The sequence below is a fragment of the Pilosibacter sp. NGB245 genome (assembly GCF_057397225.1).
The window spans coordinates 3,035,650-3,055,704 of the sequence record NZ_CM171584.1; the positions used below are offsets into that span (position 1 = coordinate 3,035,650).

15 protein-coding genes and 1 riboswitch are annotated in these 20,055 nt (G+C 50.9%); of the genes, 1 reads left to right on the forward strand and 14 read right to left on the reverse strand.

The window, feature by feature from the left end:
• Positions 1-134 precede the first annotated feature (134 nt).
• The 8 genes from ribH to ACXMYH_RS13565 all read right to left on the reverse strand — a co-directional run bounded on the left by ribH (position 135) and on the right by ACXMYH_RS13565 (position 9,254).
• Positions 135-599 (reverse strand): 6,7-dimethyl-8-ribityllumazine synthase, encoded by a 465-nt coding sequence (gene ribH, locus ACXMYH_RS13530; RefSeq protein WP_425518591.1) that lies wholly within the window; start codon positions 597-599, stop codon positions 135-137.
• 222 nt (positions 600-821) lie between these two features.
• Positions 822-2,033, reverse strand: a complete 1,212-nt coding sequence (locus tag ACXMYH_RS13535) for a bifunctional 3,4-dihydroxy-2-butanone-4-phosphate synthase/GTP cyclohydrolase II (protein ID WP_021904510.1) — start codon at positions 2,031-2,033, stop codon at positions 822-824.
• Between the two features lie 126 nt (positions 2,034-2,159).
• A complete protein-coding gene (ribE, locus tag ACXMYH_RS13540) occupies positions 2,160-2,858 on the reverse strand; it encodes a riboflavin synthase (protein ID WP_486555074.1) in 699 nt (232 codons plus the stop codon).
• 22 nt (positions 2,859-2,880) lie between these two features.
• On the reverse strand, positions 2,881-3,990 hold the full coding sequence (gene ribD, locus ACXMYH_RS13545) for a bifunctional diaminohydroxyphosphoribosylaminopyrimidine deaminase/5-amino-6-(5-phosphoribosylamino)uracil reductase RibD (protein WP_486555075.1): 1,110 nt from the start codon (positions 3,988-3,990) through the stop codon (positions 2,881-2,883).
• Positions 3,991-4,292: 302 nt separating this feature from the next.
• A riboswitch (FMN riboswitch) is annotated at positions 4,293-4,407 on the reverse strand.
• 45 nt (positions 4,408-4,452) lie between these two features.
• Positions 4,453-5,205 (reverse strand): metallophosphoesterase, encoded by a 753-nt coding sequence (locus tag ACXMYH_RS13550; RefSeq protein ID WP_486555076.1) that lies wholly within the window; start codon positions 5,203-5,205, stop codon positions 4,453-4,455.
• Entirely contained in the window at positions 5,202-6,290 is a 1,089-nt protein-coding gene (locus ACXMYH_RS13555; RefSeq protein ID WP_486555077.1) for an ABC transporter ATP-binding protein, read from the reverse strand. The genes ACXMYH_RS13550 and ACXMYH_RS13555 overlap by 4 nt, the downstream gene beginning before the upstream one ends.
• A gap of 71 nt (positions 6,291-6,361) precedes the next feature.
• Positions 6,362-8,164: an ABC transporter permease gene (locus tag ACXMYH_RS13560; protein WP_486555078.1), complete on the reverse strand. Its 1,803-nt coding sequence runs from the start codon at positions 8,162-8,164 to the stop codon at positions 6,362-6,364.
• The gene (locus tag ACXMYH_RS13565) at positions 8,148-9,254 is read right to left on the reverse strand and encodes an extracellular solute-binding protein (protein WP_486555079.1); all 1,107 of its coding nucleotides are present in this window, start codon (positions 9,252-9,254) and stop codon (positions 8,148-8,150) included. The genes ACXMYH_RS13560 and ACXMYH_RS13565 overlap by 17 nt, the downstream gene beginning before the upstream one ends.
• A 223-nt stretch (positions 9,255-9,477) precedes the next feature.
• Between ACXMYH_RS13565 and ACXMYH_RS13570 the strand changes: the two genes are divergently transcribed.
• Entirely contained in the window at positions 9,478-10,662 is a 1,185-nt protein-coding gene (locus ACXMYH_RS13570; RefSeq protein WP_486555080.1) for an iron-containing alcohol dehydrogenase, read from the forward strand.
• A 95-nt stretch (positions 10,663-10,757) separates the two neighbouring features.
• Here the strand turns inward: ACXMYH_RS13570 and ACXMYH_RS13575 are convergent, their stop codons facing one another.
• The 6 genes from ACXMYH_RS13575 to ACXMYH_RS13600 form a co-directional block, all read right to left on the reverse strand.
• A complete protein-coding gene (locus ACXMYH_RS13575) occupies positions 10,758-11,768 on the reverse strand; it encodes an ATPase P (protein WP_486555081.1) in 1,011 nt (336 codons plus the stop codon).
• 139 nt (positions 11,769-11,907) lie between these two features.
• Positions 11,908-13,344 carry a carbon starvation CstA family protein gene (locus tag ACXMYH_RS13580; protein WP_118530942.1) on the reverse strand — a complete coding sequence of 479 codons (1,437 nt, stop codon included), beginning with the start codon at positions 13,342-13,344 and terminating at the stop codon, positions 11,908-11,910.
• Positions 13,345-13,510: 166 nt separating this feature from the next.
• Complete coding sequence (locus ACXMYH_RS13585) at positions 13,511-14,326, reverse strand: LytR/AlgR family response regulator transcription factor (RefSeq protein ID WP_486555082.1); 816 nt, start codon at positions 14,324-14,326, stop codon at positions 13,511-13,513.
• Positions 14,327-14,533: 207 nt separating this feature from the next.
• A complete protein-coding gene (locus tag ACXMYH_RS13590) occupies positions 14,534-16,231 on the reverse strand; it encodes a LytS/YhcK type 5TM receptor domain-containing protein (RefSeq protein WP_486555083.1) in 1,698 nt (565 codons plus the stop codon).
• Between the two features lie 353 nt (positions 16,232-16,584).
• The gene (locus ACXMYH_RS13595) at positions 16,585-17,922 is read right to left on the reverse strand and encodes a dicarboxylate/amino acid:cation symporter (protein ID WP_117469123.1); all 1,338 of its coding nucleotides are present in this window, start codon (positions 17,920-17,922) and stop codon (positions 16,585-16,587) included.
• Between the two features lie 235 nt (positions 17,923-18,157).
• A complete protein-coding gene (locus ACXMYH_RS13600) occupies positions 18,158-19,819 on the reverse strand; it encodes a hypothetical protein (protein ID WP_486555084.1) in 1,662 nt (553 codons plus the stop codon).
• Positions 19,820-20,055 lie beyond the last annotated feature (236 nt).

Consider the following 20,055-nt stretch of genomic DNA (forward strand, 5'->3'; position numbering starts at 1 on the left):
CTGTCTGTAACTGTTCAGCACCTCACAGTTACGCGCAAAAATCCATTCCAAATCGGCTGTGCCGATAGGATTTTTGCCTTCTAGTCTAAGTTTTCTTACGGTCAGCGCAGTAAATGCGCAGACCTACTGAACAGTTAGAACTGTCTCATAAGATTTACCATCTCAATCGCGGAAAGTGCACAGTCATATCCCTTATTTCCGCCTTTGCTTCCGGCACGGGCGATGGCCTGCTCGATGTTCTCGGTTGTCAGGACGCCAAAGAGTACCGGCATCTTCTCTGCCAGTCCCACCTGCGCGATTCCCTTGGAGACCTCACTGCACACGTAATCATAGTGTGTGGTATCACCGCGGATCACAGCGCCGACGCAGATGATCGCGTCGTACTTGCCGGACTTTGCCATGGCAGATGCCGCAACCGGGATCTCGAACGCCCCCGGAACCCAGGCTGCCGTGATATTTTCTTCCTCCACACCGTGGCGGACAAGTCCGTCAACTGCTCCGCCTAAAAGCTTATTTACGATGATCTCGTTGAAACGGGAAGCTACGATCCCCACTTTCATGCCTTCCGGTGCTACAACTTTTCCTTCTAATACTTTGATCTCTTTCATGATGTTTCTCCTTTTCTTATGCTTACTGCTATTCAGAAGTCTTCATAATTACATATAAAATTCTATTTCCAATTGCCCATCACTTCCATCCGTGCGGGATGCATGCCCGTAGATCTGTGCCGCCTGCGCGGCTGTAATCATCTCAGCACTTCCGTCCGTGCGGGATGCATGCCGCCGGTGTACAGGACTTTCAGCAATGGTCGTTCCATCCTATCACACTTTAATTTTTGTAAAGATATGTCCCATCTTGTCCTGCTTCGTCTTCAGATAGAAGCTGTCGTACTGCTGCGGATCGATCTCGATCGGCACGCGCTCATGGATCTCAAGTCCGAAGCCGGAAAGTCCGTAGATCTTCTCCGGATTGTTCGTGAGAAGTCTCAAGGACTTCACGCCGAGATCCCTTAAGATCTGTGCCCCGATCCAGTATTCCCTGAGATCCGGAGCAAAACCAAGCTTGATATTGGCCTCCACCGTGTCAAAGCCCTGCTCCTGAAGCACATACGTCTTCAGTTTGTTGATCAGACCGATGCCGCGGCCCTCCTGGCGCATGTAGAGGATGATGCCACGGCCTTCCGCCTCCACCTGGCGCATCGCGGTCTGGAGCTGTTTTCCGCAGTCACAGCGCATGGAACCGAACACATCTCCGGTCAGGCACTCGGAATGCACGCGGCAGAGCACATCCTCGCCGTCCCCGATATCACCCTTCACAAGAGCCACATGGTGCTCGCCGGTAATATCGTTCACATAGCCGTAGATCTTAAAGTGTCCGTACTGGGTCGGCATGTCCGCGCAGGCCTCCTGCACCACATGTTTTTCATGGACACGGCAGTAATCCTGTAGTTCCTTGATCGTGATAAATTTCAGTCCGTACTCCTTCGCCAGCTTCCACAGGTTTGTGGTCCGCATCATGGTTCCGTCTTCCTCCATGATCTCACAGCACACGCCGCACTCGGAAAGTCCCGCCAGACGCATGAGGTCCACAGTTGCCTCGGTGTGGCCGTTTCTCACAAGGACACCGCCACGTCTTGCCACGAGAGGAAATACATGACCCGGTCTTCTGAGATCCTGAGGCTTTGTCGCCGGGTCCACGCATTTCATCATCGTGTAAGAGCGCTCCGCCGCGGAAATTCCTGTTGTCGTGTCCACATGGTCAATGGAGACCGTGAATGCCGTGCAGTGGTTATCCGTGTTCTCGGATACCATCTGCGGAAGTCCCAGCCGCTCTGCCACTGCCGCGCTCATCGGCGTACAGATCAGTCCCTTTGCGTGGCTTGCCATGAAATTGATATTTGCCTGTGTCGCGAACTCTGCCGCGCAGATCATATCTCCCTCATTCTCCCGGTCCGGGTCATCTGTTACGAGAATGATCTTTCCCGCCCGCAGATCTTCGATCGCTTCTTCGATTGTGTTGTATTGCTCGTTCATATTTTCCTGCCTTTCCAGAGCCTTTTATTAAAAGTTTTTCTTTCAGCAGGATTCCTACTGCTGAAACTTTAACCGCTCTGATCTCATATTTTCTGGATGTTTCTAAATATCTTCAAAGCATCTGTTTTAAAATCCATATTTCTGAAGAAACTCCATGCTGAGCCCCGAGTTCCCCTTTGCGTTTCCCGCAGCATTTTCATCGTCAGGCATTTTTCCCCGGTCCGCACCGGAATTTCTTCCGATATCCACAAATTTCTGAATATATTTCCCCACAATGTCGTTTTCCAGATTGACCGGATCTCCTGCTTTTTTCTTCAAAAGCGTTGTCTCCTCGCCGGTATGCGGGATTACCGACACCGAAAAGTTCCTCTTTGTCACCGCCGCCACCGTGAGGCTGATCCCGTCGATGCAGATCGACCCTTTTTCCACAATCAGATCCAGGATCTTATCTGTACATGCGATCGTGACCCAGACTGCATTCTCTTCCCGTCTCATCGATTCGATCTGACCGGTTCCGTCAATATGACCGGAGACGATATGACCGCCAAACCGACCGTCTGCCGCCATGGCCCGCTCCAGGTTTACATAACTTCCATCCTGCAGTGCTCCTAGGCTGCTTCTCCTCACTGTCTCCGCCATCACATCGGCGGAAAATTCATTATTTTTCATATTCGTGACCGTAAGGCAGACACCATTGACCGCGATGCTGTCACCGATCTTTGTTCCTTCCAGGACTTTTTTCGCTTTTACCGTCAGTGTACCGGAATTTCCGCGCAGGGAAAGTGCCTTCACCTGTCCGAGTTCTTCTACGATCCCTGTAAACATGCCCTTACTTCCTTTCCCATCTTCAATCTACCGAATATCTGAGCATCAGATCATCCCCGATCGTCTCCATCTGTCTCAACGTCAGCATCACGGCTTCCGCCGGATGCGCCACACCGATCCCGGAAACCGGAGTCTTCGCACCGGCACCGCCGAAGATCTTCGGGGCGATAAATGCACAGATCTCGTTTACGATCCCGGCTGACAGCGCCGCGTCATTTAAGGTACCTCCGCCCTCTAAAAGCACGCTGTCGATGCCCTGTTTTCCGAGATATTCCATGAGCTTTCTAAGATCCACACGCCCGTCTGCGTCCGGGACCGACACAGTCTCCACGCCGGCCGTGTGAAGCTGTTCCTCTTTCTCTTCCGCTTCTTTACAGCCTTCCCCGGAATGCTCCCCCGCATATGCTACGATGGTCCGGTACTCCTTTGCCGTCTTCACGATCTGTGAATCCATCGGGATCCTGAGTCCGCTGTCGCAGATGATCCGCACCGGACTCTTCAGCCCGGGGATCCGGACGTTTAACATCGGATCGTCTGCCAGGACCGTGCCGATCCCCGCCATGATCCCCATATACTGGTGGCGCAGCTCCTGCACCTTTTTCCTTGCGCTTTCTCCTGTGATCCACTTGGAGTCGCCGGTCCGCGCAGCGATCTTTCCGTCCGCCGTCATGGCGTATTTCATGACTACATAGGGCGTTTTCTTTGTGATGTAATGGAAGAATACCGGATTTAACGCATCGCATTCCTCACGCATAAAGTCCTCTTCCACCCGGACTCCCGCTGCTCTTAAGATCGCCGCTCCTTTTCCTGCTACCAGGGGATTCGGATCTCTTGAACCGATCACAACTTTTGCGATCTTCTGCTCGAGGATCGCCTCCGTACAGGGCGGTGTCTTTCCGTAATGGCAGCACGGCTCTAACGTCACATAGAGTGTCGCGCCCTCCGCGCTTTCCGTAAGCGACGCAATGGCGTTTCGCTCCGCGTGGAGTTTTCCGCACCGCTCATGATAACCTTCCCCTATGATCCTTCCGTCTTTCACGATCACAGCTCCCACGAGGGGATTCGGACTTGTCCAGCCAAGTCCCCCTTTTGCAAGCTCAATGGCCCGCAGCATATAATCCCGGTCCGTCATCTTTTTCACTCCTTTCCGCAAACCTGCCTTACGGGCGCAAGCAGGAAGTTCCATAGGAATTTTCTGTTAAAAAAAGCCCTGTAAAGCAGATGCCTACAGGGTTTTCCATATTCGGTCCGTTGTTTCATTCGGAAATATAAATTTCCGTTATTCCCAGCTTTTCCCGGATCCCTTTCATTAAAAAAGCCCTGAAACAGTTTCCTATTCCAGAGCTACTGATCCGATCTTCCGTGATCCGGAATTCCTCGATCCCATCCTCTTTTTCGAGCACCGGATCGCTTCCGCATATCACAAACAAACCTGAAATTCTTCTTTCATCCAGACTATACTGTCGGCCCCGGAATCTCACCGGATCATGCCTCTCGGCTCGCGGGCTTTACCGCCGGTAGGGACTTGCACCCTGCCCTGAAGACTTATTATTGAATTGTCCTATCGCTGACCGTTATTTTCATCAGCGGTTGTTTACAATATACTCCCGTTCTCTGCATTTGTAAAGTATTTTCGATAGGAATTTTTGTCATTGCCAGACAATATTTCCAGACAGCCCAATCCATACCCCTGACCGGCTCCGCAGTCCAGAAAGATCTTATCGTCCCTTATGATCATATCTCCCGCGTACTGTGTTCCATATTTGAATGTCGGCGTGTGTCCCACTACGGCAGTCATTCCCGCTGGAAGCCGGTTATCCGCGTCTGGTGATTCATATCGGTTTATGAGGACATCATAATCCGCTGTTTTTCTTTTCCCACCGGGATCTTTTTGCACTGCCAGAAGTTCTTTTTTCATTTCATCATCCGGCGCTCCGTGAATCAACACATACTTTCTGCCGCAGATCTCCATGGCTGCCCAGAGCGGCATCGTTTTGATAAACTCCAGAACCTTCCTGCGTCCTGTCTCTGACAGCATATTCATCTGCCTGATGATCCCCGCCCCGTCTCCGGCCACCCAGGGCCGCATCGTGGAATCCGGGATCCCGGCCGCGCGGTCTGTTCCAAAATACTGTAAGAGCCGCTGTTCATGATTCCCTCTCAGCGCCAGAATATTCTTATGTTCCATCACAAAGCACAAAAGTCCCAGGGAATCCGGTCCTTTCGCCACAAGATCCCCCAGGATCACCATCCGATTCGCATCCGTAAACCGGATCTTTTTCAGTATTTGCAGAAAGGGAATAAAATATCCATGAATGTCACTCATCAGATACAGGTTCCCGCTCATGCCGCTGTCTCCGGGCCGTACACATAGAGACGGTCCCCTTCCACATTCACGTAGCCTTCCGTGCCTTTTTCCAGATAGTTACGGCTTAAGAAGCAGAGCGGTTCTCCCATTCCCATCTTCGCCATAACGCGGTAATAATCCCCCTCGAAGGAGGAATACTCGACCGCCACCGGAAAACTGTTCTCCTGCCGCTCGTTTCCGGTCCACACCGTGTTCTCCGCGCGGAAGCGGACAGTCACCATGTCATCTTTGCGGATTCCGTTTCTTCCGAGTGTTCCGCAGACACTGCCACCGAGATCGATCTGCGTGCCGCCATCCTTCCTCGCGTATCCATGTACCCGGTTTCCGGCACCTAAAAGAGCCGCCACCGACTCCGTTCCCGGATTCCTGTAACAGTTTTTCGGGGAATCGATCTGGTCGATATTTCCCTTGTTCATGATCACGATCCGGTCCGCCATCGCGAACGCCTCCGATGGGTCATGGGTGACGTGAAAGACGGTCGTCCCAAGCTTCCGGAACAAGAACGCCATTTCGGTTCTCATCTCCACTCGGAGCTGGACATCCAGATTGCAGAGCGGCTCATCCATCAGGAGAATATCCGGCTTCGTGATCAGTGCCCGGGCGATCGCGACTCTCTGCTGCTGACCACCGGAAAGCTCCGCCGGATACCGTTTTTCCAGTCCCTCCAGATGCAGAAGCTTTAAGAGCTCCTGTACCCGCTCCTCGATCTCCTCTTTTCCGGTTTTGCTCCGCTTTAAGCCGTAAGCGATGTTATCATACGCTGTCATATGTGGCCACAGTGCAAAATCCTGAAACACCATGTTCATATGGCGTTTCTCCGGCGGTAGGACTTTTCCCGCCTCAGAGATCATCTGCCCGTTCATAGTCACGCGTCCGCCATCGGGAGCCAGCATGCCTGCGATAATGTTCAGCAAGGTGGACTTTCCGCAGCCGGACGGACCCAATACGCTGATGATCTCGTTTTTATGGACTTCCATGCTGATTCCCTTAAGCACTTCCGTCTTTCCAAAGCTTTTTGTCAGATCTTCTATTTTTAAGATGACTTCCTGTTTCTGAATCTCCATATATTCCTCCAAAAGCAGTTAGCGTGTACCCTATAAAGTCTCCCACTGTATCTGCTTTATTTCCTGATCGTCTAACTATTCTGTACCTTCATCGTTACCCGCTTATTTTCTTTCTGCCCCCGGAAGAGCTTCACCACAGATCCGGCTGCTCTTCTTCTCTGGAACAGCTGAGAATAAAGCGGTAAAAGCTCCATCAGTAAAATGAGAAGGACCACGATTCCGCCGCCAAACACCGTTGCCGCCGCAGAATATCCGAATTTCAGATTTTCCACTCCTTTGCTGATGTAGACCGGCAGTGTCTGATAGTTCGGCGGATAGAGGATCGTATTGATCGCAAGGTTGAACACGCTTCCGCCAAATGCGGATAAAAATGCGGACAAAACGGTTGCTTTTAAGAGCGGCCAGAGAATCGTCCGAATCCGCGTGATAAGACCGGCGCCGGAAAGCCGGGCCGCAAACAGGATCGGTCTCGGGATCTTTGCCATACCGCCGGTCAGAACTCTCGTGATGACCGGAATCGCCGCCGCAACGCTGGCAAGGACAATGATCCTGGGCGTTCCGTACATCTTAACCCCCACGGATTCGATCCATCGCTGGTTCCATACAAAGATATAGCCGATACCTAAAACGACTCCCGGCACTGCTAACGCAACCAGGGACAGCACATCGATCACGCGCTTTAAAACGAAGTCTGAATAGTTCAGCACATAGGAAACGAAAAATCCGAGAACCAGCCCAATGATGGCTGCCGCAAAGGCAATCATCAAGGAGTGTTCCAGACCATTTAAGAGCTCTTTGCTGTCTACGATGACCTTCTCATAATTCTTTAACGTGAAACTGAAATTTGCAACGGAGATCGAGTCGGAGAAGGACATGACCACTGTGGAACCAAGCGGCACGAACAGTGTGATAAATGCCAGAAATGCCCCTAAGAAATCGAGGATGATCCCGACTCCAAATGCAGGGCGGACCGGCACCGCCTTCACGGTTCCCGTATCAAAGAAATCATACCGTTTTTTACCAATGATCCTGTACTGGACGATCATGGCTGCGATGATGATCAGTACCAGATAGAAGGATAACACACCTGCCATATCCAGGCGGATCGGGGAACTGTAAAGCGCCGTATAGATCGCGTATGGCAATGTCGGGAAGCGATATACTCCGGAGATCGCTGCCGGAAGTCCGAAATCACCGATCGTATCCATAAAGATCAAGATCGCCGCGGAACAATAGGCCGGAATGCATAAAGGTGCCTGCACAGTCTTCCACTCTTCCCACGGAGATGCCCCATTCATTCTTGCTGCCAGAGACAGCCGTTCCGGTTTCCACTCCAGGGCCGCCTTGATCGTCACATAAGCAAAGGGGAACTTGTTGAGTACCATGATAAACACCAGCCCCGGAAAGCTGAATACCAGACTGTTTATGTTGTTCCAGTGAAGCCAGGACCTCGCGATCCCGTTTCCGGAAGCGAAATAGACCCAGCCTTGGGCAATGATGAAGGACGGCATGATCATCAGGATCCACGCCGCGATGTCTAAAAGTTTCGCTGTCTTAAACTCCCATTTTACCCGGAAATTTGCAAGAAACGCCCCAAACACCGTACCAAAAAATGTTGTCCAGATGCCAAGAGACATGGAATTTCCGAGTGCCTTATACCAGAGCGGTTTTTCAAAGACCTCAAAGAGCAGGCTCATTCCATCTGCTTTTTCCGTATTTCCAAAAAATCCGGGACTTACGATCTGTAAAAGAACGGCCCCCAGCGGCAAGATAATTAAAACAGCAAGCACGGAAAGGACGATCCAGCCGATCGCCCCTTCTGCCTGTCCTCTATGTGCTGCGCTTCTTAATTTTCCACTATTTCGCGGACTCATCTGCAAACCACTCCTTGATCTCTGCTTCGTGTTCAGATGCCCAGGATGCCTCTGCATAGACAAGCTTTCCATCTTTCTCGCGATCTTCTTTTTCGTTTACACCTGCAACGGACGGTTCAAAATATCCTTCATCTCCCGCATCCACCAGCTGCTGCTGTGTCTCCGGCTGTAAAAGGAATTCGATGAATTTCTTCGCAACCTCCGGCTGATCCGTCTTCGCGCTGATCGCTGCCACACGTACAGATGCCGGTGCGCCTTCTTCCGGCCAGATGATGCTGATCGGCTCTCCGGAAGCGATCATGCCGTATGCGTTGCTCTCCTGAAGTCCTGCCACCGCGATCTCACCGCTGGCAAGCGCCTGAACCACCTGCGGATTCTTTGGGTAGACCTTTAAGCCATTTTCGAACAATGAGCCGAAGTACTCTTTTCCGCTGTCCATTCCCTTCGAGTTGAAGAAGTATGACACGAAGGGATATGCCGGAGCCGCTACGCTCGGGTCTGCGATCCCGATCTTATCTTTATATTCCGGTTTTGCGAAGTCTTCCCAGGCCTTCGGAGCTGTTTCTTCTGTGAAAACATCATTCCTGTACGCGATCACGCCTGCCGCGTGTGCCCCGGTCGGATAGTATGCCTTGTCCGCCGGAACGATCTCCTTAAAGAAATCGGTGAGGTTTCCCGCATTGGATGGTTCCCAGTCTGTGAGAAGCATTCCCTTCTTTCCGAGAGAGTTGATACTTGGCATGGAATCCAGCCATACGATATCCCACTGTGGGTTGTCGCCCTCCGTCTCGATCCTTGCAAGTGTCTCCGCACCGTTTCCTGCTACGACTTCCACATCATATCCGGTCGCCTTTTTAAACATCTCTGGGATAATATCATCGAAGTCGTTTAAATATACTACAAGCGGTTTGGTCTGGGACACCTTCCCAGCCGTCTCCGCCACAGTTGTTGTCTCTGCCGCCATCGTCCCTGCTGCTGTCGTTGTCTCCGAAGCCGCTGTGGTCTCCGCTGTTTTCGCACCGCAGCCGGTCATGGATGCCGCCGCCATCAGTCCCGCCATGGTAAGTGCTGTCAGTCTTATTTTTTTCATAATGTGTTTCCTCCTGCAGATCGTCTCTGCCTTTTTCTTTTATGCCTGTCTGTCAGTTTCTGTCTTTATCCTATGCGTCCTCTGTAAAATCTGGTGCCGTCATCACCTAAAGTCTGTGTAAAATCTGTGTCAGGTAAGCTTCCGAAAATCCGGAAAGTTCCAAAGGTATTTCTTGCAGATCACTGCGATCCTTAGTATACTTGATCTATTAGGAGGGTGTCTTATGTTTAATTTTAATTTCTATACCCCGACCCGCGTCGTATTCGGAAAAGAAACCGAATACCGGATCGGAAAACTTGTAAAAAATGTCAACTGTAAAAAAGTCCTGCTCCACTACGGAAGCGGCAGCGTGATCCGCTCCGGTCTTCTCGGACGCATTAAGGAATCCCTGGACGCGTCCGGAGTCACCTATGTGGAGCTTGGCGGTGTTGTCCCAAACCCACGTCTTTCCTTAGTCCGTGAGGGGATCGAGCTCTGCAGAAAGGAGGGCGTTGATTTTCTCCTTGCGGTAGGCGGCGGCAGCGTCATCGACTCCGCGAAAGCCATCGGTTACGGTCTCGCGAACGACGGTGATGTCTGGGATTTCTATGAGCACACCCGTCAGGCATCCGCATGCCTTCCGATCGGCGTTGTTCTGACCATCGCGGCTTCCGGAAGTGAGATGAGCAACAGCTCTGTCATCACAAACGATGAAACACTGGAAAAACGCGGCTACAACAATGATATCTCCCGCCCTGTATTCGCTGTCATGAACCCGGAGATCACAATGACTCTCCCGCCGTACCAGACAGCCTGCGGCTGCACCGATATTCTGATGCATACCATGGAGCGCTATTTCACAAACGGCGGAAATATGGAGATCACCGATGCCATTGCGGAAGGTCTTATGCGCACCGTGATCACGAACGCGAAGATCCTTGTGGACGATCCAGACAACTATGACGCGAGAGCCGAGGTGATGTGGTCCGGAAGTCTCTCCCACAACGGCCTCACCGGCTGCGGAAACGACGGCGGAGACTTCGCCTCCCACCTCTTAGAGCATGAGATCGGCGGAATGTTCGACGTTGCCCACGGTGCGGGTCTTGCGGCGATCTGGGGCAGCTGGGCGAGATATGTGATCGATAACTGTACACCGCGGTTCGCGAAATTTGCAGTGAATGTCATGGGTGTTGAGCCTGGAAAAGATGATATGGAGACGGGTTTAAAGGGCATCGAGGCCATGGAAGACTTCTACCGCGCCATCAATATGCCGACAAACTTAAAGGAACTCGGGATCGACCCGACAGAAGAACAGCTTGAGACTATGGCGAAAAACGCGAGAATCGCTGCAGGCGGCCCGAAGGGATCCGCGAAGAAGCTGGAAGCGGAAGATATGCTTAAGATCTATCAGATGGCTGCAGGGAAATAGCAGAAATCTATCAAAATCGCATGAAGAAAACCGGGATGCCATCTATCTGCGCAGCATCCCGGTTTTCATATAATACCATGAATCCTTGTTTTCATCTATGCGTAATCTCTGACTAAGAACACCGGCTTGATCGCCATGATCTCGTCGAATTCCTCCTGGGTGACGGATACATCCGCGTTGATCTTTTTCAGATCATTTTTTACAACGTCAAACGCGTCCTCCACAGACTCGGCGCGCCCCTCACGGACAGCACGCTGCATCCGCTCTACAGTCACCGGATGAAGATAACAGGCCGGAACCGGAAGTCCAAGATGAAGGCTGTCCACATAACCCGTAACGGCTTCTTCCGCCACCGCAAGACGTTTTTCGATGGCTTTCCGGTTATTCGTACTCGTCGGCATGACATTCGCTCCGGAGAACAGAAAGATCGCCGCCATTCCAAAGAGGACAAAGTATACGGCAAACGCATCGTGATTCATAAAGGAGAATACGCCATATGCAAGTGCCGCCGCCCCCATGACTACCATGAATAAAGCGAGCCATTTGTAAAACGGCTTTGTCTTCTCATACGTTCTCTTTTTCTTTGCCGCGTTGGTGAGCTCTGTGAACAGGGACAACCGTTTCGTGAGAGCTGCTTTTGCCTGTTCCAGAACATTTACCGTCTCCTTCGCCTGCTCTGAGAGAGGAATGAGACGTTTCTCCGCCTGCTTTTTCTCAGCTTCCGCAAGGCGCTTTTCTGCCGCTTCACTCACGGTCTTTATCTGCGGGAACCGTTCCTTCACGGATGCCACGAAAGCGTCCACCTGATCCTCATATTTAAAGTTGCACTGTTTTTCCTTACCGTCCTCATAGACAACCACCAGATACGGCATGGTGGCAAACAGGCCTTTTCCCGTGAATCCACCTTTGCTCATCGCCACGCGCTTAAAGACACGGGAGACGGAAGCTACTGGGACATAATACCGCCGCTCCAGATAAAAGCTGTTGAGGTACAGTGCCTCTTTTCCGATTCCGCAGGGACCGATCTTCTTACAGTGCTTTTTGTCCTCTGAAAGAATACTCTCCGGAATCTCTTTTTCTCCAAGTTTTGCCGGTTTTAAGAACATAACTCTCGCCTCCCAAATACTGAATAACCAGTATAAGCTGCCCTCAGCCTTTCACCGGGGCAGCTTATACTTTCTGCATCATCTGCAGTCAGACACTCCCAGCTTTGCAGCCTGTCTTTCGTGTCATTATAATCTTACATTATGCTGTCTGTTTCTTCGTTGCGCGGATGAAGATTCCAAGGAATACAACCGCAAGTACGATACCTACCGGGTACGCAACTGCAGTACCGAGGTTTAAGCACTCTTTTGCGCAGAAGAAATATGTCATGGAAACAGCGCTCATGAAGGTTGCCGGAACTGCTGTGAGCCAGTAGTTCTTCTTTGCCTTGTAGAGGTACATGCTTGCTGTCCAGAGAACGATCATAGCCAGTGTCTGGTTTGTCCAGCTGAAGTATCTCCATACGATGCTGTAATCCATATGTCCAACGATAGCGCCGATTCCAAGTAACGGTACGCAAAGAATCAGACGGTTCTTCCAGTTCTTCTGGTCAACCTTGAACCAGTCAGCAAGTGTTAAACGTGCGCTTCTGAATGCTGTATCACCGGAAGTGATCGGGCAGGCGATAACACCTAACATAGCAAGAGCAATGCCGACACCGCCCATGGTCTTCTGGCAGACATCATAGATGGCTGCGGACTGACCGTTCTTCATGATCTCTGCGAGACCTGTGTTTAAACCACCTGTCACTTCGTAGAGAGAGCATCCTGCTGCTGCCCAGATCAGGGCGATAATACCTTCACATACCATTGCGCCATAGAATACGAAATGACCCTGTTTCTCAGATTTCATACAACGCGCCATAAGAGGTGACTGTGTTGCGTGGAAACCAGAGATCGCACCGCAGGCAACGGTGATGAACATGAAGCTCCATACCGGTGTTCCGCTCGGATGCATGTTTCTGAAATTGCTCCAGATCTCCGGGATCACATATTCCGGTTTTGTGAAGATACCAAAAGCAACACCGAGTGCCATGATGATCAGGCAGATACCAAAGATCGGATAGACCTTACCGATGATCTTGTCGATAGAAATAAAGGTCGCGATAAAGTAGTAAGCCAGAATGATCCAGAGCCACATCTCTTTGTTTACGACCAGACCCTGTGCTCCGCCATTGCTGAACAGAGTTACGATCAGACCGGCCGGACCAACTGCGAAAACAGTACCAACCATGACAAGAAGTACAACACTGAATACACGCATCACGTTCTGCATCAGGCCGCCGAGGTAGATTCCGCATACCTCTGAGATCGAAGCACCATCATTTCTCTCGGACATCATGCCGGAGAAGAAGTCATGAACACCGCCGGCAAAGATCGTACCGAAGGTGATCCACAGAAATACGATCGGTCCCCACAATGCACCCTGCATGGCTCCGAAGATCGGGCCCAGACCAGCGATATTAAGAAGCTGGATCAGAAAGAGTTTCCATTGGGGCATGACTACGTAGTCGACACCATCGTTGATTCTGACTGCCGGTGTCTCTCTGTCATCCGGACTGAAAATGTTATTTACGAGGTTGCCGTAAACAAAGTAACCTCCGATCAAAAGTGCCAGACAGACGAGAAAACTAATCATACAAATCCCTCCTTGAATATACATTATGCTTAGTTCTTTTTCTTCAAGCAAATGCATTATAGTATATTTTGCACAATATTTAAAGGTGGTCTGCATGAACAGCATGGTTATCTGCACAAACGGCACTCCTTTCGTCATGAACGGAGTGCCGCAGTTTCTCTTTCTGTCAGCTGATCTTCAACAGCTGTTTTAATGTTTTCAGTTTTTCTCTTCCCACCGGGAGTTCCCGGCTCTCATACCCCTTCATATGTACGGAAAGTCCGTTTCCGCTGCCTGCGAAAAGTTCCGAAATAAATGGCAGATTTATAAGATAGCTCTTATGGATCCGAAAGAATCCGAAGTCCGCCAGCTTTTTCTCAAGTTCTCCCAAAAGCTGGTTGACCTCATAGGATTTCGACGTGGTGTGGACCACACATCCGTGTCCATCGGTCTCCGCATACACGATCTGGGCGATCTCCAGAAACAAGATCCCGTGGCTGGCCGTCACAGGGATCTTGCCGAATACCGTTGCTTCGCGCCTCTCTTCCACACCTGCGTTTTCCTGCTCTGCCCCCTGTTTTTCTGCTGCTACCGGTTCCGTTTTTTCCTCCTGCTCCTCCACTTTCCCCGCGGGATCACGTTTTCCTTCTCCAATGCATTTTTTCACAACATGGTGCACCCGCTCTGGATCGAACGGTTTTAAAATATAGTCATCGATCTCCATCTCGTATGCTTTCGCGGCATACTGGGAATAGGCGGTGGCAAAGACGATCTTCGCCTTGGGAAACAGTCTTTTTGCCGTAGCCGCCAGCGTCGTCCCCTCCATGTCCCCGAGGTCCATATCCACAAAGATCAGATCAAACGAATCCGCCTCATTAAACATCTTTAAGGCGTCCGCTCCGCTCTCCGCTTCCGTGATCTCACAGTCCGGACGCACTTCCTTCACCCTGCGGATCAGCATTTTTCTTGCCGGTCTCTCATCATCGATCACTGCGATCTTCAAAACATCTCCCCCTGTCTCTCATAGTTTCCCCAATTTATAAAATAGTCCGGTCGTAACTGTTCAGTAGGTCTGCGCACTTGCTGCGCTGACCGTAAGAAAACATAGGCTGGAAGGCAAAAATCCCATCAGCGAAGCTGATCTGGAATGGATTTTTGCACGTAACTATGAAGGTACTGAATAGTTACGTCCGGTCACAGTATTTTCCTGTCAGCTCTCTGCCTGATACGGAATGCAGAACGAAACATCCGCCCCGTCATCCGTATTCCGGATCTCCAGCCCATAACGCTTTCCGTATGTACTCTTCAAACGTTCATTCACATTTTTTAATCCAACGCTGCCGGTCTTGTTTCCGGTCAGGATCCTCTCTGCCTCTCCCGGTTCAAAACCTTTTCCATGATCCCTGACTCCGATCCTCACCAGCTCCTCCCCGGGCCCGCTTTGCACCCGTTTTGCTGAAATCTCCACTCTGCGCACCCCGTCCGCACTGTTTCCATACCGGACAGCATTCTCCACGATGGGCTGCAGGATAAAGGACGGGACCTGACAGGAGAGACCGTCTTCCACGTTGATCTCCACCCGGAGCTTCTCCTCAAATCTCGCCTTCTCGATCTCCAGATACGTCCGGACATGGTTGATCTCCGTATCGATATCCAGCATGTACTGGTCGTTCTCCAGAGTCTGACGGTAGTAGGACGCTAACGTTAAGATCAGGTCACTGGCCTTTCCCGCATCCTCATCGCAGATGCAGGAGATCGTATTCAGCGCGTTGTAGAGAAAATGCGGGTTTACCTGAGACTGCAGCGCCTTAAACTCCGCTTTTTTCCGCAATTTCTTCTGATATTCTACATTGTAGACCCCTAACTGTGTGGAAAACATCTTCGCAAGTTCCTCCAGAAAATCCCCGATGCTTCGTTCCACACGGCGTCTCTTTTTCACGACAATGGACAGACTTCCGATCTTCTCATCTCCGGTCATGACCGGAACTGTCACCGTCACGAGGGAGTGAAACAGCGGCCGTATCTCCTCATCGAGATCTTCCTCCCAGATACATTCTGCTTTCATTCCTTTTGCCGGTCCTGTCAGATGTTCCAGAAACTTTTCCCGGCGGAAACGGCTGTCATCGATCAGGGAACTCACCGCCAGAACTTCCTTTTCATCCGTGATGATCACCGCCTGACATGGAATCTCACCGAAAATGATATCGGTCACGGCTTCCATATTTTCCCGCTTTCCGAAACCTTTTCTCAGATAGACGAGACTCTTGTCCGCGATTCCCATGGAAAGGCGCATCCGCTCCGCAAACAGGCTGTCCTCACGCATATACACCATATCAAAGGTCTTGAAAAAGAGCACCATTCCCACAGAATTCATGACGATCATCGGAACGGCAATCTTTCCCACAAGTTCCATGGCCGCACCGAGAGGCTTCGAGATCATCAGAATGATCACCATCTGCAGGATCTCCGCCTCGGCAGTCAGGAAAAACAGATCGACGCTGTCCATCTCCCCCGCCTTGTACTTTTTATAGACCAGGCTTCCCAGCACGCCTTCCACCAGCGTTGAGACCGCGCAGGAGACTGCTGTAAAGCCGCCGATATCAAACAGGAACCGGTGGGCTCCGGCGATGAGTGCCGTCATCATTCCAACAAACGGTCCGCCCATGATTCCTGCGGTCAGAACGCCGATGACGCGGGTATTGACGATGGCCCCGCCGGTCTTTGTCCCTGTGTAGGTCGACACGATGCTGATGGCACCGAAGATCACTGCCAACGCCATCTTCTGGATGATCGTGCTGCTCTCTCCCCGGAACAGCTTCCGCACCGATGCCATATTGGTGAGCAGCGTTGCCAGAAGCACCAGCAGTCCGATATTTAAAAGCATGTTGAAAAACATGGTTCCTGTCATAAAGCTCCCCCTGTCCCCGCAGACTGAATGTTCTTGTCTGCCTCTTTCACATGTTTTTATCATATCACATTTTTCTGTTTATTTGTTCAGAAAATGTCAAGCGGAGACGCATCACAGGCACGCTGTTTCAGAAAAAAGAATGTGCCTTGGCACATTCTCGCGCCTCGCGCGGTCGCTTGCGACAGTCTACATCTTCGCGCGAGTGCGCATCTTTGGCACGTCAGTGCCTTTTTATGTAACAGGGAATTCCCCGGGATTTCCTGTTACATAAAAAAGCTCCGGAAGACCTGGGCTTCTTCCCTCAGGTCTTCCGGAGCTTTGCACACCGACCATAAACCAGACCGGTATTTTCCTTATGAATTGTAGATATCCTCGTTTAACATTCCCTCGGATTTCGCAACGTAGATTGCAGTTGCGGAGTCGCCGACAACGTTAAGCGCCGTTACTAACATCTCGATCGGGCGGTTGATCGCAAGGATCAGGCTGTATGCTAAGAGTGCACCGTCGTTGATGTAGCCAAGACCGGAAAGGATCGTGAACAGGATGATCGCGCCTGCGCCCGGAGCTGCCGGTGTACCAGCGGATGCGATCAGGGCTAAGAGAGCGATCACGATGAGCTGGGACAGGGTTACATCGTAGCCTGCGCAGCCTGCGATAAACAGAGTCGCAACGACCTGCATGATCGCGGTACCGTTCATGTTGATGGTCATACCGAGCGGAAGTACGAAGGAAGCGATCTTCTCATCAACACCGAGCTCCTCTGTGGTCGTCTTCACGTTAAGCGGAAGAGCAGCCGCACTGGAGGAAGTGGAGAATCCGAATACTGCTACACGGAAGATCTTCTTTGCGAACTTCACCGGATTCTGCTTTGTTGTAACTGCTACAAAGATCGGGTATCCTACAAAGAGGAATAAGAGAAGCAGGATAACGGTTACGACAACGTATGCCAGAGCCGGTTTTAAGTGATTGATTCCGTATGTCGCGAATGTTCTTGCAAGGAGAACGAAAATCGCGAACGGACCGAACTTTGTAACAACGTAGTTTAAGAATACAACAACGATATCGTTTACTTCTGTGATGAGCTTCTTTAATGTTGCGCTCTTCTCGTCGCCGACTGCCTTCATGCAGAGACCGAGGGAAACCGCTAAGAACACGATCGCGAGAACGGAAGTGTTTGTGCTGAATACCGCTGTGATATTGGACGGAACAATGTTAAGGATCACATTTAACGGGTTGGAACCGGTAGATCCGGCGGAACCTTCAAGACCCTCCACCTGAATATTGAATACACCTGCATTGTAGATCATGATTCCGACTACGCATGCCATAAGTAATGCAAAGAAAGAGCAGATCAGGAAACCTGCGATCGTTTTTACGGAAATTCTGCCGAGAGTTCTTGTATCGGAAATCTGTCCGATCGCAAGTGTGATGGATGTGAATACCATCGGTACGATGACAAGCTGTAAAGAACGGATAAACAACTGACCAATAATATAGAAGATACCGAGTGCCTTTTCAGCGCCTGCCGCTGTGATGTCCTGGAACAGGATGCTGTTGATCGTTGCCCATACGGCTTCCTTGCCTGTGCTGTTGAGGTTTTCTCTTAAGAACATTAACAGAAGACCTGCTACCAGACCGCAGACGAGGGAAATACTCATTCTGACAGCGAGTGAACTTTTCTTTTTCTCCATGTAATCCTCCTTTTTTTAACCGCGCAACACACCCGGAAACATAAGCTTTGGGGCGGCTCTCCAAAACATTCCTGATATGCGGACACAGGCTTAGACTCATTGCCCGCATAAAAATCTCCGGGACACTGACAGGTTTTTATCGATCCCTGTCAAACTATCCCGGAGATTATATCGTAGTCTGAGCAATTCCGCAAGTAGGAATTTCAAATTTCTTTATGTTTTTTTTACAGAAATTTTATTTACTGGAATCGGCTGCCGGAACAGGCTCCGAAGTCTGTGTCTGATCCAGTGCCGCATTTAACTCCCGGAACGCCGCCGCGAGATCCTGCTCGTTGCCGTCTGTGTCATAGATCCTGCCGTACTGCTCGTGGGAATACATTTTAATATTGTCCAGTGTCACGCTTCGGTCTGTCGTGATCGAGAGATTGTAGTTTTCCTGCCACGGGATGGAACACTCATAATTTCCCGCTTCCGTCACCTGGACCGACTTTTTAGCGTCACCGATCTGGAAGGTGACCTTCGCTGCACCGTTCTTCGGTGCCGCCCAGAATTTTACATAGATCTTGTCCCTTTTTCCAAGACGCCCATGGACATTCTGGCTGAGCACACTGTCTTTTGCCAGAGTGACTGCCTTTGATCCGTCATGTTCCGTTTTCTCAACCTTTCCGGTGGTATCCCAGCCTGTCAGTCCCAGAGCGAACTGGCCATTGTATACACAATCATTTACATAATTCCGGTATACCCAGAGACCGTAGCCGCAGGTAGTATCCTTTAAGATCGGAGCGGTATTCTTCACAAAGTCCGCCACCTGGGACTCCTCGATCTGGGTATTGTAGGAGAATGCCTCTGTGGAATCCATATAGAGGAACTGCTCCATAAAATACTTCTTTCCGCTCTTTTCCACCAGACCGTTCATGCTGTTCTGCATGGATGCCAGCGCTGTTTCCGCGGAAATATGGTCTCCCACGTTCTGCTGTCCGAGGGACACGCTGTACATAAGAGCGGAGTACTCGGCATCGTCACACGGATACGTGGCGGAGTGGGAATAGTAGGTATAGCTTCCATCCAGCTGGTAGATCGGGTCTCCGTCGGACCGAACCTCCATGGATAGTCCGGGGAACACTCCCTGACTCTCGGAGAGGAGCTTATTTAAAAAGCTGTCATAGAACTCAAAAAACAGCTTCGCCTCCGGGCGCTTTCTCTCCGGGATCCAGATCTCGGAATAATCCCGGAATGTCTTTCCGTAGACCGCGCCGACCTCCGCAAGGGAGTAGTGGGCCTTCAGGTAATCCTGATATCCGCATCTGGATGCCAGACGGATACTGAGGGCTCTTGTGAGATCCCGGTCCATGTTTGACGTATAGTCCCAGAAGTCCTCCCAGGTAATAAATCCACCCTGAAAGTTCCCGTAGTCGGATACCCGGTCATAGATCGTCTTACAGTAATCCAGCCACAGCTTCCTATCACTGCTTCCGTCCTGCACCACACCGGCATATCGCTCCGGAAGGGACGCGTCACCGCTGTAATCCCAGCAGTAACCGATCCGCAGCGTCACCATAAGTCCATGGTCATCCGCGCACTTCATGACCTGATCGAGTTTGGCGAAAGCAGCCTCATTGTACATATTTCCCATATCTCCCGGCTGAAACTCTCTCCACGGGATCACGAGAATGATGCTGTTGAAGCCGTCCGCCTTGATGCGGGCAAAATTTGCCCCCATGTTGTCATCCTCTGTCCCCCAGTAGTTGATAGGCCAGGCATCACCGAAGTAGGTCACGGATTTTAAGTATTCCGGAAACGCCGCCTGCGCTTCCATCCGAAGTTCAGGGATCCCCGCCATCAGGGCTGCGGCGGCCAAAAGCGCTGCCGCTGGTCTTGCCAGTTTTCTTATGTTCATACGATCACCTTTTATAACTGTTCTTCACAGCTTCCTTTTTTGTTTCTGGTATGCATCGGCACACACCGATTCCCGTTTACTATACCACAATGTAAAAATTTCTGCAAAATTTATCCTAAAAAAATTCCGCAAAATTTATCCTTGACTAATTTAAGACTTACGGGGATACTTTTATTAGAAAGATCGTAACGGTTCAGCAGGCTGCGCGCTGACCGCACTGGTCGCGCCGGCCGTAC

Bases quoted from the DNA above. Each gene is read 5' to 3' on its own strand.
- ACXMYH_RS13590 (WP_486555083.1), bottom strand. From the start codon at position 16,231: ATGACAGGAACCATGTTTTTCAACATGCTTTTAAATATCGGACTGCTG.
- ribE (WP_486555074.1), bottom strand. From the start codon at position 2,858: ATGTTTACAGGGATCGTAGAAGAACTCGGACAGGTGAAGGCACTTTCC.
- ACXMYH_RS13575 (WP_486555081.1), bottom strand. From the start codon at position 11,768: ATGTTCTTAAAACCGGCAAAACTTGGAGAAAAAGAGATTCCGGAGAGT.
- ACXMYH_RS13595 (WP_117469123.1), bottom strand. From the start codon at position 17,922: ATGGAGAAAAAGAAAAGTTCACTCGCTGTCAGAATGAGTATTTCCCTC.
- ACXMYH_RS13550 (WP_486555076.1), bottom strand. From the start codon at position 5,205: ATGAGCGGGAACCTGTATCTGATGAGTGACATTCATGGATATTTTATT.
- ACXMYH_RS13555 (WP_486555077.1), bottom strand. From the start codon at position 6,290: ATGGAGATTCAGAAACAGGAAGTCATCTTAAAAATAGAAGATCTGACA.
- ACXMYH_RS13570 (WP_486555080.1), top strand. From the start codon at position 9,478: ATGTTTAATTTTAATTTCTATACCCCGACCCGCGTCGTATTCGGAAAA.
- ACXMYH_RS13580 (WP_118530942.1), bottom strand. From the start codon at position 13,344: ATGATTAGTTTTCTCGTCTGTCTGGCACTTTTGATCGGAGGTTACTTT.
- ACXMYH_RS13535 (WP_021904510.1), bottom strand. From the start codon at position 2,033: ATGAACGAGCAATACAACACAATCGAAGAAGCGATCGAAGATCTGCGG.
- ACXMYH_RS13560 (WP_486555078.1), bottom strand. From the start codon at position 8,164: ATGAGTCCGCGAAATAGTGGAAAATTAAGAAGCGCAGCACATAGAGGA.
- ACXMYH_RS13565 (WP_486555079.1), bottom strand. From the start codon at position 9,254: ATGAAAAAAATAAGACTGACAGCACTTACCATGGCGGGACTGATGGCG.
- ACXMYH_RS13600 (WP_486555084.1), bottom strand. From the start codon at position 19,819: ATGAACATAAGAAAACTGGCAAGACCAGCGGCAGCGCTTTTGGCCGCC.
- ribD (WP_486555075.1), bottom strand. From the start codon at position 3,990: ATGACGGACCGGGATTATATGCTGCGGGCCATTGAGCTTGCAAAAGGG.